Source organism: Actinocrispum sp. NPDC049592 (assembly GCF_040675465.1).
GTDB lineage: Bacteria > Actinomycetota > Actinomycetes > Mycobacteriales > Pseudonocardiaceae > Kibdelosporangium.
Window position 1 is genome coordinate 41,484 of sequence record NZ_JBFAPA010000015.1, and the last position, 13,220, is coordinate 54,703.

Annotated in this window: 7 protein-coding genes (1 of these 7 only partly in view); all 7 read right to left on the bottom strand. The window is 69.4% G+C overall.

Features of this window, described 5'->3' with window-relative positions; translation table 11 throughout:
* A protein-coding gene (locus AB0J95_RS32255; RefSeq protein WP_364766302.1) for a type I polyketide synthase crosses the window boundary here: on the bottom strand, nt 1–7,439 show its 5' end (the start). The gene continues 9,712 nt to the left of window position 1, outside the view; 7,439 of the gene's 17,151 nt are visible here — the first part of the coding sequence; the start codon lies at nt 7,437–7,439; its stop codon lies off the left edge, out of view.
* Between the two features lie 84 nt (nt 7,440–7,523).
* The gene (locus tag AB0J95_RS32260; RefSeq protein WP_364766305.1) at nt 7,524–8,279 is read right to left on the bottom strand and encodes an alpha/beta fold hydrolase; all 756 of its coding nucleotides are present in this window, start codon (nt 8,277–8,279) and stop codon (nt 7,524–7,526) included.
* On the bottom strand, nt 8,276–9,343 hold the full coding sequence (locus tag AB0J95_RS32265) for an alpha/beta hydrolase (RefSeq protein WP_364766308.1): 1,068 nt from the start codon (nt 9,341–9,343) through the stop codon (nt 8,276–8,278). The genes AB0J95_RS32260 and AB0J95_RS32265 overlap by 4 nt, the downstream gene beginning before the upstream one ends.
* The gene (locus AB0J95_RS32270) at nt 9,340–10,080 is read right to left on the bottom strand and encodes a 2-oxo acid dehydrogenase subunit E2 (RefSeq protein ID WP_364766311.1); all 741 of its coding nucleotides are present in this window, start codon (nt 10,078–10,080) and stop codon (nt 9,340–9,342) included. Before AB0J95_RS32270 ends, AB0J95_RS32265 begins: the two co-directional genes overlap by 4 nt.
* Nucleotides 10,077–10,304: a phosphopantetheine-binding protein gene (locus AB0J95_RS32275; RefSeq protein ID WP_364766314.1), complete on the bottom strand. Its 228-nt coding sequence runs from the start codon at nt 10,302–10,304 to the stop codon at nt 10,077–10,079. The genes AB0J95_RS32270 and AB0J95_RS32275 overlap by 4 nt, the downstream gene beginning before the upstream one ends.
* Nucleotides 10,301–12,139 carry an HAD-IIIC family phosphatase gene (locus AB0J95_RS32280; RefSeq protein ID WP_364766317.1) on the bottom strand — a complete coding sequence of 613 codons (1,839 nt, stop codon included), beginning with the start codon at nt 12,137–12,139 and terminating at the stop codon, nt 10,301–10,303. The genes AB0J95_RS32275 and AB0J95_RS32280 overlap by 4 nt, the downstream gene beginning before the upstream one ends.
* On the bottom strand, nt 12,139–13,170 hold the full coding sequence (locus AB0J95_RS32285; protein WP_364766320.1) for a 3-oxoacyl-ACP synthase III family protein: 1,032 nt from the start codon (nt 13,168–13,170) through the stop codon (nt 12,139–12,141). Before AB0J95_RS32285 ends, AB0J95_RS32280 begins: the two co-directional genes overlap by 1 nt.
* Nucleotides 13,171–13,220: the final 50 nt, after the last annotated feature.

Sequence of the window (13,220 nt, forward strand, 5' to 3'; positions counted from 1 at the left end):
GCGTGCCCGAGAACCGTTGCGGCGTGGGCGAGAACGAACTCCACGAACTCGCCGATCGGAGCGCTGGCCATCCGCGAGGCCCAGGACGACTCCCGCGCCGGGGTCGCCGCCCGCCGGACCGGCGTGCGGACCAGCCCACGGAACACCGGAGCGACGTCGTCCTGGGACCGTAACGCGGCCATGTCCAGTCTGGCCGCGACGACGTGCGGCCGGTCGCTGCCCAGCGCCGCGTCGAGCAAGTCGAGGCCCTGTTCGCTGCTGATGGTGGCGATCCCGCTGCGGCTCATCCGGGCAACATCGGCAGCGCCAAGGTGGCCCGTCATGCCAGTGCCCTGATCCCACAAGCCCCACGCGACGGAAGTCGCCGGAAGCCCCTGGGCGTGACGGAAGTGTGCGAGGGCGTCGAGGTAGCTGTTGGCAGCGGCGTAGTTTCCTTGGCCCGCGTTGCCGAGCGTGCCGACCACGGACGAGAACAGCATGAAGGTCGCCGGGTTGGTGAGTTCGTGCAGATGCCAAGCGGCGTCGGCTTTTGCGCGCAGCACGGTCTCGAGTTGTTCCGGCGTCAGGGATTCCACGGTGGCGTCGGCCAATACGCCAGCGGTGTGGAAGACCGCCGTGACGTTGTGTCCCGCTAACGCCTCGGCCAAGGCATCGCGGTCCGAGACGTCACAGGCCACCAACTCAACGTTGGCGTCGAGGGCAGTCAGCTCGTCGGCGTTGGCCGCCGCGGGACCGCTTCGGCTGAGCAGCACCAGGTTCCGGACTTCGTACCGATCGACCAGGTGACGGGCGATGAGCGCGCCGAGCGTGCCAGTTGCGCCGGTGATCACGACAGTTCCCGAGACATCGACGTGCGGAGCTTCGGTCGAGACACGAGTGAGCCTTGGCGCGTAGGCGATTCCGTCGCGGATGGCCAGCTGTGGCTCGCCGGAGGCAACGGCCGCGCCGATGTCTGCCGTCCCGTCGGTGTCCACCAGCACGATCCGGCCTGGGTGCTCGGTCTGCGCTGACCGCGCGAGACCCCAGGCGGCGGCCGCACCGAGGTCCGTGACGTCTTTGACGGCACCTCGGGTGACCAGGGCGAGGGTGCCCTCGCCAGCGAGCCGGTCCTGCAAAAGGGTCAGGACTCGCTGCGTGATCTCGTGAACCGGCTGGGAGTCCAGCTCGATGATCTCGGCGTCCGTGTCGGCAGGGATGAGCGCGACCGGCGTCCAGTCGACGGCGAGCAGGTCGCTGCGGCGGTTCAGCTGGTCCATCGACACCGGCCGCAGCACCAGGGTCTCGACCGAGGCGACGGGTGCGCCCGTGCCATCGGCGATGGTGAGGCTCGCGGTGTCCGGCCGGGTCCGGGTCAGCTGGACCCGAAGTTCGGTTGCCCCAACGGCATGCAGCCGGACGCCGGACCACGAGAACGGCAGCAGCGTCTCATCCGCCTGCCACACCAACGGATGCAAGGCGGCGTCGAGCAGAGCCGGGTGCAGGCCGAACCCGTCGGTCTTCGGCACCTCGACCTCGGCGAACAAGTCGTCACCGCGCTGCCAGGCGGCGCGCAGACCCTGGAACGCCGGACCGTAGTTGTAGTTCCGCTCGGCGAGCTGCTCGTAGACATCCTTCAGGTCGAGCGCGGTCGCCCCGCCCGGCGGCCACTCCGGCAAGCCAGCACCTTGAACACTGTCCGCCGCACGGACGTAACCGGTGGCGTGCCGCGTCCACGGCTCGTCGTCCAGTCTGGAGTGGACGGTGACCGCTCGCCGTCCGTTGTCGTCAGCGCCAACCGTCACCTGGAACTGGACGGTGCCGGTGATGATCAGCGGTGCTTCGAGGGTGAGCTCGTCGATCTGCCCACCGGCGTGCAGAGCCAGTTCGACGAAAGCTGTGCCCGGCAACAAGACCGTCTCGCCCACGGCGTGATCCGCCAGCCAAGGGTGGGTGCTGAGCGACAGCCGACCAGTGAAGACCGTGCTGTCTCGGTCGGCCAGCGACACGATCGCGCCCAGCAACGGGTGATCCGGCGCCTCCAGGCCGAGCGCACCGGCGTCGCCCACAGCCGTGGGGGTGTCGATCCAGTAACGCTCGCGCTGGAACGGATACGTGGGCAGGTCGATCCGGTTGCCCGTGATGTGCCAGTCGACCTCCAGGCCATGGACGTGGGCTTCGGCCAGGGAGGTGAACACCCGGGCCAAGCCGCCTTCGTCCCGCCGCAACGTCCCCACCGCGCGGGCGTCCTGGATACCGGGGACGAGTACCGGGTGTGGGCTGCACTCGATGAACAGCGCATCCCGGTACTGCTGGACGACCTGGTCGAACAGGACCGTGTGCCGGAGGTTGCGGTACCAGTAGCCCGCGTCCAGCTCGGTGGTGTCGATGACGTCGCCGGTCAGCGTGGAGTGGAATGGAATGGCGGACGGCCGTGGCGTGATTCCCTCAAGCGCGGCCAAAACATCGTTACGGATGTGCTCGACATGCGCGCTGTGCGAGGCGTAGTCGACGGGGATCATCCGTGCCCGCACGCCGTTCGCCTCACACTCGGCGAGCAACTCGGCCAGCCCAGCGGGATCCCCGGACACGACCGTCGCGGCCGGGCCGTTGATGGCGGCGATGCTGATGCCGTCGCGGAGCGGCACGTCCGCGGCGGGCAACGCCACCGACATCATCCCGCCTTTGCCAGCGATGGCCCGGATCGCCTTGCTACGCAACGCGACCACGCGAGCGGCGTCGTCCAAGCTCAGCGCTCCAGCCACACAAGCCGCCGCGATCTCGCCCTGTGAGTGGCCGATGACCGCGCTCGGCTCGACGCCATGCGAACGCCACAAAGCCGCCAGGGAAACCATGACCGCGAACAACGCGGGCTGGACCACATCCACCCGGTCCAGGTCCGTGCCTTCGCGCAGGACCTCCAGCAACGACCAGTCGGTGCAGGGCGCCAGTGCCCGCGCGCAGTCCTCGATCCGGCCCGCGAAGACCGGCGATGTCTCAAGGAGTTCCGCGGCCATGCCGACCCATTGCGAGCCCTGACCTGGGAACACGAAGACCGGCTGCACTGTGGCCGCCTGACCGGTGATCAGCTCGGGGTGTGCCGCGCCAGAGGCGAGAGCTGCCAAGGCATCCTCGGACAGAGCGACCGCACGGTGGTCGAACCTGGTGCGCGCGGCCAAAGTGCTGGCGATGTCGGCCGGGGAGGCCTCGATGGTCACGAGCTGTTGTGCCTGTGCCCGAAGGGCTTTCTCGGACTTGGCGGACAGGACGAACACGGGTGGACCCTCGCTCGGGTCGATCCGCGAGTGCTCCGGGCCCTGCTCGATGATGACGTGTGCGTTGGTGCCGCTGATACCGAACGACGACACCGCGGCCCGGCGCGTCTCCGACACCCAGTCCTGGTCCGAGGTCAGCAGCCGAACCGACCCGGCCGACCAGTCCACGTGCGGGGTCGGGTCCTGCGCGTGCAAGGTCCGGGGGAGGATCCCGTGCCGCATGGCCATGACCATCTTGATCACGCCACCCACACCGGCCGCGGCCTGCGAGTGGCCGATGTTGGACTTCAACGACCCCAACCACAACGGCCGCTCGGCGTCGTGCGCGCGCCCATAGGTGGCGAGCAGGGCGTCGGCCTCGATCGGGTCGCCCAAAGTGGTGCCCGTGCCGTGTGCCTCGACCGCGTCAACGTCCGAAGGGGACAGTCGGGCGTTCGCAAGCGCCTGGCGGATCACGCGTTGCTGGGAAGGTCCATTGGGGGCGGTGAGGCCGTTGGAGGCGCCGTCCTGGTTGATGGCCGTGCCGCGGACGATCGCCAGCACCTCGTGGCCGGCGCGTTCCGCCTCGGACAGGCGCATCAGCAGCAGCATGCCGACGCCCTCGGCCCACGCGGTTCCGTTGGCATCGGCGGAGAACGCCCGGCAACGCCCATCCGGCGACAACCCGCGCTGACGGCTGAACTCGACGAACATCCCGGGTGACGACATGATCGCGGCACCACCGGCGAGCGCGTGCGTGCACTCACCCTGGCGCAGCGCCTGAACGGCCACATGCAGGGCGACCAGGGAGGATGAGCACGCGGTATCGACGGTGACGGCCGGCCCCTCCAGGCCGAACGCGTAGGCGATCCGGCCGGACGCGACGCTGGCGGTGTTGCCGGTCAGCAGGTAACCGTCATGGCCTTCGGCGGCTTCGTGCAGGCGAGGCCCGTAGTCCTGGGACATCGCGCCGACGAACACACCGATCTGGCCGCCCCGGGCCGCTGCCGCGGTGATCCCGGCGCGTTCCAAGGCCTCCCAGGAGGTTTCCAGCAGGAGGCGTTGCTGCGGGTCCATCGCGGCGGCCTCGCGCGGGCTGATCCCGAAGAAGGCCGGGTCGAACAGGTCCGCGTCGTGCAGGAAGCCACCGTGCCGGGCATAGCTTTTGCCCGGCCGGTCCGGGTCGGCGTCGTACAACGCCTCGATGTCCCAGCCGCGGTTGGTGGGAAAGCCGGTGATCGCGTCGGTTCCGGTGGCCACGAGCCGCCACAGATCCTCGGGCGAGCGCACGCCACCGGGATAACGGCAGCTCATCGCCACGATTGCGATCGGCTCGTCGCTGACCACGGCGGCCGGGACGAAGTCGTCCGTCGCGCCACCGGCCAGCTCGGCCTCCAGGAACTCGACCACCTTGCCAGGGGTCGGGTAGTCGTAGAGCAGCGCGGCGGGCAGCCGCAGCCCGGTCGCCTCGCCAAGCCGGTCGCGCAGTTCGACCGCGGTCAACGAGTCCAGCCCGAGGTCCTTGAACGTTCGCGCCACCTCAACGGTGTCCGTGGTGACGTGCCCGAGGACGACCGCGACCGTCGTGCGGACCAGGTCGACCAGGTCCGTCGTCACGGCCGCCGGGCGCTCCACAGTGGACTGCTCACCCAGCCAGTACCGTGCGCGCTGGAAGGCATACGTGGGCAGCTTGACCCGGCTCGTCCCAGTGAACATCGGCGCCCAGTCGACCCGCGCACCGCTCGCGTGTGCCACGCCGAGCGCGCTGACGAACGATGTCGCTTCTGGCCGGTCCCGGCGTAGCGCGGCCGCCACAGTGGCCTCGCCGACGCAGTCGCGGACCATCGCGGTGAGCACGCCATCGGGACCCAGTTCGACGAACGTCGTCACGCCGAGGTCGCGCAGAGTCTGAACGCCCTCGTAAAACCGGACGGTGCCGCGAATGTGCCGAACCCAGTACTCCGGCGTCAGCAACTCGTCCCCGGCCCGCGCACCGGTCACATTGGACACAATGGGAATGCCGGGCTCGCGGAACGTGCAGGCCGCAGCGACCTTGCGGAACTCGTCAAGGGCGCTGTCCATGTGCGCGGAGTGGAAGGCGTGGCTGACCCGCAGCCGCCGGGTGCGATGCCCACGTTCGCGCCAGATCTCCTGCACGGCGAGCGCGGCGGCCTCGTCACCGGAGATGACCGTTGCTTGTGGACCGTTGATCGCCGCGATGTCCACGCCCTCAACGAGCGTCTCGCGCACCTCGTCCGCCGGAGCTTCGATGGACACCATCGCGCCCCCGGACCGAGCCGCCTGCATCAACCTGCCCCGCGCGGACACCAAGGCGCAGGCGTCCGCAAGAGACAACACACCCGACACGTGGGCGGCGGCGAGCTCGCCGACCGAGTGGCCGATCAGGAAGTCCGGCTCCAGCCCGAAGTGCCGGGCGAGCCGGAACAAAGCGACCTCGATGGCGAACAACGCCGTCTGAGCGTGAGCGGTCTGATCCACAAGGGACGCATCTTCGCCCCAGACGACATCGCGCAGGTTTCCCGGCAGCAGAGTGAAGATCTCGTCCAACGCCTCGGCGAACACCGGGAACGCCGAGTACAGGTCGCGGCCCATCCCGAGCCGCTGGCTGCCCTGACCGGTGAACAGGAACGCGAGCTTGCCCTCAGCAGCGGTACCTCGCACGACATTGGCCGCCGCGCCGCCACTCGCCAAAGCGCTGAGACCGTCACGCAGCTCCGAAGCATCGGTCGCGACAACAACGGCTCGTTCCGGGAAAGCCGTCCGGTTGTGCACAAGGGACGAACCCAGCTCCGCGATCTCCGCCGTGTCCAAGGCTTCCAGCAGCCGCCCGGCCTGAGCGCGCAGCGCCGGGACCGTCTGCCCGGACACCGGAACCGCGATCACCGGACCGGTCGCGCCCACCGGCTGCCGCCGTGACGCGGGCGGTTCGGTGAGGACCATGTGGCAGTTCGTGCCGCCCATCCCGAACGAGCTCACGCCGGCGACCAAGGGCCGGTCCGCGGCGGGCCACTCCGTGAGTTCCTGTTGCACCCGAAGGTTCAGCCGGTCCATCGGGATAGCCGGGTTGGGGGTCTCGTAGTTCAGGCTCGGCGGCAGGGCGCGGTGGTGGATGCTCAGCGCTGTCTTGAGCAGGCCGACCATGCCCGCCGCGCCCTCCAGGTGCCCCACGTTGGTCTTGGCCGAACCCACAAGCAAGGGCTCGGTGCGTTCCGAAGAGATTGCGTCGCCGAGGGCGGATGCCTCCAGGGGGTCGCCGACCTTCGTCCCGGTGCCGTGCAGCTCCACGTACTGGACGTCGTCCGGCCGGACGCGGGCCTTCTCGTGGGCGATGCGGATGACCTGCTGCTGGGCCACCGGGTTCGGCACGGTAAGGCCATCGGTGGCGCCGTCGTTGTTGACCGCGCTGCCCCGGATCACGCAGTAGATCGGGTCACCGTCGAGAATGGCTTGGCACAACGGCTTCAGCACGACCGCGCCGCCGCCCTCGCCGCGGACATAGCCGTTGGCGCGGGCATCGAAGGTGTAGCAGCGGCCATCCGGCGACAGACCACCGAACTTCGCGGCGCCCGCAGTGCTTTCCGGGACGAGGTTCAGGTTCACCGCACCCGCGATGGCCAGATCGCACTCGCCGCGCCGGATGCTCTCGCAGGCGGTGTGCACGGCGACCAGGCCGGAGGACTGGGCACTGTCGACCGTCAGGCTAGGGCCGTGCAGGCCGAGCGTGTAGGAGACGCGGTTGGCGATGATGCCGCGGTGCAGGCCGGTCACGGTGTGCGGGGTGATGGCCTCGACGCCGCCGCGGTACAGCAGGGTCGCGTAGTCGTCCCAGATCGCGCCGACCACGACCGCGGTGCTGGTGCCGCGCAACCGGGACGGCACGATCCCGGCGTCCTCCAGGGCCTCCCAGCTCAGCTCCAGCATCAGCCGCTGCTGCGGGTCCATCGCGGTCGCCTCGCGCGGCGAGATCCCGAAGAACGCCGGATCGAAGTCGCCGACCCCGTCGACGAACCCGCCGAACCGGGTCTCCGGTCCGCGCAGCAGGCCCGCGTCCCACCGCCCGGCCGGGACCTCGGTGATGGCGCTGGTCCCGGTGCTCAGCAGCCGCCAGAACGCCTCGGGATCGGGCGCCCCCGGCAGCCGGCAGGCGAGTCCGACCACCGCGACCTGGTCGTCAATACCGGCTGACATCACCCTTCGCACCGCCCTCTGTGATGAGACGAACTTCTGCTCGTCCAGCGTCGGGCAGCGGGCTAACCCATCACTTTGCGGGTTCTAAAGGGATCTCCAACCGGCGGGCACCCTGGTCAGCATCGCGGAGACCTTGCGCAGCAACGCAGTGGACTGCTCCTTGACGAAGAAGTGACCGCCCGGCAGCACATGCAGCTCGCTCGGGCCGCCCGCGTGCCGCTGCCACTCGCCGACCTGGTCCACCAGAACCATTGCGTCGGCCGACCCGGCGAACAGGTCCATCGGGCACGGCAGGCCCGCGATGTCCCGGTACGGGTTGGTCTCGCAGATCGCCAGGTCGTCGCGGACCATCGCGGTGGCCGCGGCGAGCCATTCCGGGTACCGCAACAAGGTCGCCGACATCCCGCCGAACCCGACCAGCATCCGGCCCAGTTCCTCGTCGGACAGCCGGATGGCGTCGCTCAGCACGATGGGCAGGTGCGGCGCCCGGGCCGCGCCGATCATCAGCCGGTCCGGCAACCGGCCACCGGTGGCCATTCGCCTGCGCGTCAAGGCATGCGCGATGAACGCGCCCATGCTGTGCCCGTAGAACGCGTACGGCTCGTCCAGCCACGGCCCCAGGTGCTGCAACAGGACGTCGGTCAGGCGGGTCATGTCGGTCAGGCGTGGCTCGCGGATCCGGTTCTCCCGGCCGGGCAGCTGGATCGGCACGACCGACACCGAGCTGCCCAGAAACGCCTGCCAGTCGGCGAATGTGGACGCGGCGCCGCCGGCGTGGTGGAAGCAGAACAACCGGACCGCCGCGTGACGGTCCGGTGTGCTGGCGAAGTAGGGGGTCATCGGCGTAGCGCCCTCCTGAGTCGTAACACGGCCAGCAGGGCGCTGAGCACCGCGCGCTGCGGTAGGTTGCCGCCCCGCATGGCCAGGACGGACCGGACGGTCCACAGCCGGGACTCGTCGACGTGCGCGGGGGAGCCGTGCACGTCCGGGTACTCGACGGTGCGCACGTCCCGGGCGTGCCGCCGCAGGAACGCCACGTCGCCGGGCGGGATGATCTCGTCCCGCCCGCTCACGATGTAACCCACTGGAATGTCCACTTGAGACAGCTCGGCGGCTGTCAGTCCCCAGCCGGACAGGTCGGCGCCGCCGGTGAGATGAGCCAGTGTGTCCACAGTGACTTTAGGCAACGTCTTGCCCCACACCGTGTCGGTGAAGAAGTCGCTGATCGGCGCGCCCGAGGTGACGAGACCGCGGATCCGGCTGTCCTCGGCCGCCGCCCGCAAGGTCAGGTGACCGCTGAAGCTCAACGCGATCGCGTATGTCTGGGCCGTGTCCGCCCGGTCGGCCACCGCGTCCAGGATCGCGCTGATCATCCGGTGGCTCTTGTCGTCGTAGGGCAACGGGTTCTCGCCCACGCCCGGCAGTTCGGCCACCACACCGGCCATGCCCAGGCGCGCGGCCTGCAGCAGCACCGGCGCCCACTGCTCCTTGATGGTCACGATCCCGCCCATCACCAGCAGCAGCGGCTTGCGCTCCGACGGGGACAGACCGGTAGCCCAGCAGCGGATCACGCCCGCGTCCGGCACATCCACGTCGACCGACTCGATCGGGGTGTCCGCGCGCCAGATGTCGAACGCCTCGATGCACCGCTGCAGCGCCCGTTCGCGGTCCGGTCCGTCGACGAACGGGAACCGCGCCATGTTGAAGTTCCGGCACGCGTCGAGCTGGTTTCCCTGCTGCGCGAACCGTTCCGCGGCCGCGCTCCACTGTGCGGCCCACGAGTCCGGGCCGCCCGGCTCGTCGTCGGTGATCCGGTTCAGCACGGCGGTGTAGTGCTCCGGGGCGATGTTCTGGGCCCGGGCGTGCACCACCACGAACTGCTTGAGCTCCTCGACGTCGTTCATGACTTGCACTCCAGCGCGGACTTGATCTCGGCGAGCACGTCGGCGGCCTCCGCGCCGTCGATCACCCGGTGGTCGAACGAAAGACTCAGCCGCATCACCCGCCCGGGCACGACGGCACCGTCGCGAACCACCGGCCGGTCGGCGATCCGCCCGACGCCCAACGTGATCGTGGTGCCACCCACGGAATGGAAGCCGTCCACCGGGCGATGTCCCAACGAGGTCACCGCGAACGTGCCGATCACGTCGGCCCGCTTGGCCAGCGGCCGGACCGTGCGACGGTAGGCGAACTGGCGCACCGGCCACGGAAGTTTGTGCAGCGCACGGACTCCAGCGAACTCCGGCATCGAAGCCGGGTCTCCGTCGCGGTAGTGGTCGATCCGGTCCTGGATGCCGTCCAAGTCGGCGTGCTGCAGGTCCTTGAGCAAAGCGGCCAGCACGATCCGGCGGCCGTTGAGCGTACGGTCCAGGGTCAGCTTGGCGTTCACCGACTCGTACCGGGTCACCCGTGGCCGGATCCGGCCGTGCACAGCGGCGTTGGCCTCTGGATGCTTTGCCAGCACACCCGCGGCCGCTTCGAGCACATAGGACACAAAGGAATACTTGCGGCCGGCGGCATTCCGATGTGCTTCCACCGCCGTCATGTCGACCTCGGTGTCCAGGTACACCGGGGCGACCGCACGGATCTCGTCCAGGAACGCCAGGGTGTGCCGGCGTTCCCGCGCGATGGGCGTGCTCATTGTGCCACCGTCAACTGGTAGATCTCCCGCAGCGAACCGGCCTGCAGCACGGACGGCATCGAGATGGGCACGCTGCTCTCCCGTTCCAGGATGACCAGCAGGGCCAGCAGGTGCACCGAGTCCCAGCCGGGGATCCGGTCGAACGACTCGCCGACGTTGTCGGCGGTCACGGCCAGGCCGAGCTCGTCGCGCACGATGGTGACGAAACCGTCGATGGTGGTCATGCCGATTCCTCGATCCGTACAGTCAGGGTGACGTGCCGCGGCGCAGCGCCGATCTCGGCGAGGTCGTGCCGGAACACGGTGACGTCCTCGTGCTTGGCCCACGGCGTGAACCCGGCCGAGGGATACAGCTCGGCGACCTTGCCGTTCTTGGCCGACGGCCGGTACGAGCCCAGCACCTCGGCGCAGCCGGTGTCCCGGGCGTGCGCGAGCACCGTGGCCAGACAGGTTTGCTCGACGCCCCGGGAGAACACCCGGCAGCTCAACAGGAAGTTGTCGATGTGCAGGGTCTCGCCCTCGCGGCGCAGGAACAACACGCCGACGAGCCCGTTGTCGCCGAACCGGTCGCCCGCGTGCACGGCGAGGACGGCACAAGCGGGATCCTCCGTCAGCGCGGTGACGTCTGCGGGCTGCAGGCGTTCGGTGGTGAGGTTGAACTGGTTGGTGCGCAAGGTGATCTGCGAGACCCGCGGGATCTCACGAGGCTCGGCGGGCGCGATCCGGACGGTCACACCCAACTGTGCCAGGTACTCCTCAATGGACTCGAAGCTCGCCAGGAAGTCCTTGCGCACCAGCTCGTCCCGGTAGCGGGCAGGGCGCTGGGCGTCCTCGGCGGTGAGGTCACGCACGACGAACCAGTCGTCCCGCAGCACCTTCTGGATGTGCAGTGCGGGTTCACCGTCGAGCTGGACCACGGCCACCCCAGGCAGCTCGTGGCGCACGAGACCACACTCGTACGGGCTGTCGTCGGCGAACACGAAACTGTCGATACCCAGGTTCAGGTCCGCCGCCAGCTCGGCGAGGTTCTCCGGCTTGGGCCGCCAGTTCGCGCTGACCCGCACGAAGTCGTCCTCGCGCAGCGTCATGTCCGGGTGGTCGCGCAACGCGGCCTGGACCGGGTCGAGGTCGTTCTTGCTCACCGCCGCAAGCAACACGCCCTGAGCGCCGATCTGCCGCGCGACCCGCTGGAACGCCCGGAACGCCTCACCGCGGTAGCTTTCGGCGACCTCGATGCCGTCGATCCCGTCGTCGCCCAGCACCCCGCCCCAGACCGTTTCGTCCAGGTCCAGCGCCAGCACCTTCTTGCCGTGCCCCTTGACCTGCCGGGCCAGGTGCGCGGTGTCCTTGGCATACCGGGCCAGCAGCGCGGGGGAGAGGTGCGCCTTGGCGTACACGCTCATCCGCGGGTCGGTCAGCGCGATCCCCTCGCCCAGCACCAGATCCAGGTCGAGCACGACCAGTTTCTGGTTGTCCGCCATGAGCCGCAGCAGCCGGGCGTTCGCCTCCCGCCACAGCGCGCCCAGCTCCGCCCGCGAGGCCAGGTCGACCAACTGACCGGCGAAGTCGCGAGGCAAGGGGATCGTGTTGAACACCAACGTTCCGCTGCCATGCTTGGCGTAAGTGCCGGCGAGCTGGGCCAGCAGCGCCAGTTTCTCGTCCAGCACGGTCCGCACGTCGTCCGGCCGCCACGGCGTGGGCACCTCGTCCAGCACCACGAACGGATCGAGCACGCACAGCACCAGTTCGCTGCGGTACACCTCGCTCGTTGGGGTGGACAGGTCGAAAACGTAGCTGTCGAAGTCGGAAACGGTGGTACGGGCGAGAATCCCGTGCCGGGCCAGCTCCGCGGTGAACGCGGGCACCAAGGCGTTCAGCGTGCCGTGGCCGGTGATGGTGACCGTGCAGGTCTCCGCGGTGACCGAATCGGGATCCAGGCGTGCCAACAGGTTGCCCGCCTTGACCAGCTCGGCGCCGTCCAGCCCGGCCAGCAGCGCGGGTACCTGGTCGTACTGCGTCGCAAGGGTTCCCGCGTGGAACAACTCGGCGAGCGTGGGCATCACAAGTGCTCCAGGGCGAACCCGCCCTTGATCCACTTGCTCGACTCGACCGCGACGCAGACCGCCCGGTCGCCGTCGGCCATCTTGCTCAGCACCCGCTCCAGCTGCAGGAACGGCAGCGCGTTGCCGGTGTTGCCGGTCTCCGCCACGCAGCTGACCTCGGCCGCGTGCGGCAGGTCGAGCCCGGCCATGATCCGCTCGGTCATCTTGCCGGACAGCTGCGGCGGCATGATGTAGTCGACGTCCGCGCGCGCCCAGCCGGTGGCCTTCAGCAAGGACTCCAGGATCTCCGCGGCCATGGTGGGCACGGACTCCTCGATCGCCTTGTAGTCCTCCTTGACCGGCGAGCTGGCCGAGTTGCGGTCGGCCAGGCCGTACCACTCCAGGATCTGGCCGGGGGAGCGGCCCAGGCCGCACAGCTCGTTGATCACGTGCCGGATCGCGGTGGAGCCGGGCACGTCCTCGTTGGTCAGCACGGCCGCCCCGGCGCCGTCACCGAACAGCACCACGTTGACCAGTTCGGCCGGAGGCAACGACTTGAGGTCGGTGGTGAGGTCGAAGTGCTTGGCGCACACGTCACCGGCGATCACCAGGGCGGTGGAGTGCCGGTCGCCGAGCAGCATCTGCCGGGCCACGTCGAGGGCCTGCACCGCGCCCGCGCAGCCGGACTGCAGCTGGTAGGTGGGCAGGTGGTTGACGCCGAGCCGGTCGGCGACCAGGTTGACGGTCGCGGGCATCAGGTTGTCCGGGGTGGCCGTGCCGAGCACGATGACGTCCACATCGGACGGCTGCAGCCCGGCGCCGTCCAGTGCGCGGCGGGCGGCCAGCTCACCCAGCTCGGCCAGCGAGGAGCGGATGTCCCCGGTCGCCAGGTCCACCGCGAGGTGCCGGGTGGCGGTGCCGATGAAGACGTCGATCCACTGTTCCCACAGGGGTTCCATGTTGAACCGCCGGGCCAGCGTCGCGTTGTCGACCGCGGGACCGGGCAAGGCCGTCCCGGCCGACAGAATGCGGATGTCTGAGGCGTCCATCCTGGTCCTTCCCAAGAAGGTGGCTCGCAAACACGCGCGCGCACCGAGTG

What these genes read in the sequence shown, in the direction of transcription:
- AB0J95_RS32260 (WP_364766305.1), bottom strand. Translation starts at nt 8,279, where the DNA reads ATGACCCCCTACTTCGCCAGCACACCGGACCGTCACGCGGCGGTCCGG.
- AB0J95_RS32265 (WP_364766308.1), bottom strand. Translation starts at nt 9,343, where the DNA reads ATGAACGACGTCGAGGAGCTCAAGCAGTTCGTGGTGGTGCACGCCCGG.
- AB0J95_RS32270 (WP_364766311.1), bottom strand. Translation starts at nt 10,080, where the DNA reads ATGAGCACGCCCATCGCGCGGGAACGCCGGCACACCCTGGCGTTCCTG.
- AB0J95_RS32275 (WP_364766314.1), bottom strand. Translation starts at nt 10,304, where the DNA reads ATGACCACCATCGACGGTTTCGTCACCATCGTGCGCGACGAGCTCGGC.
- AB0J95_RS32280 (WP_364766317.1), bottom strand. Translation starts at nt 12,139, where the DNA reads ATGCCCACGCTCGCCGAGTTGTTCCACGCGGGAACCCTTGCGACGCAG.
- AB0J95_RS32285 (WP_364766320.1), bottom strand. Translation starts at nt 13,170, where the DNA reads ATGGACGCCTCAGACATCCGCATTCTGTCGGCCGGGACGGCCTTGCCC.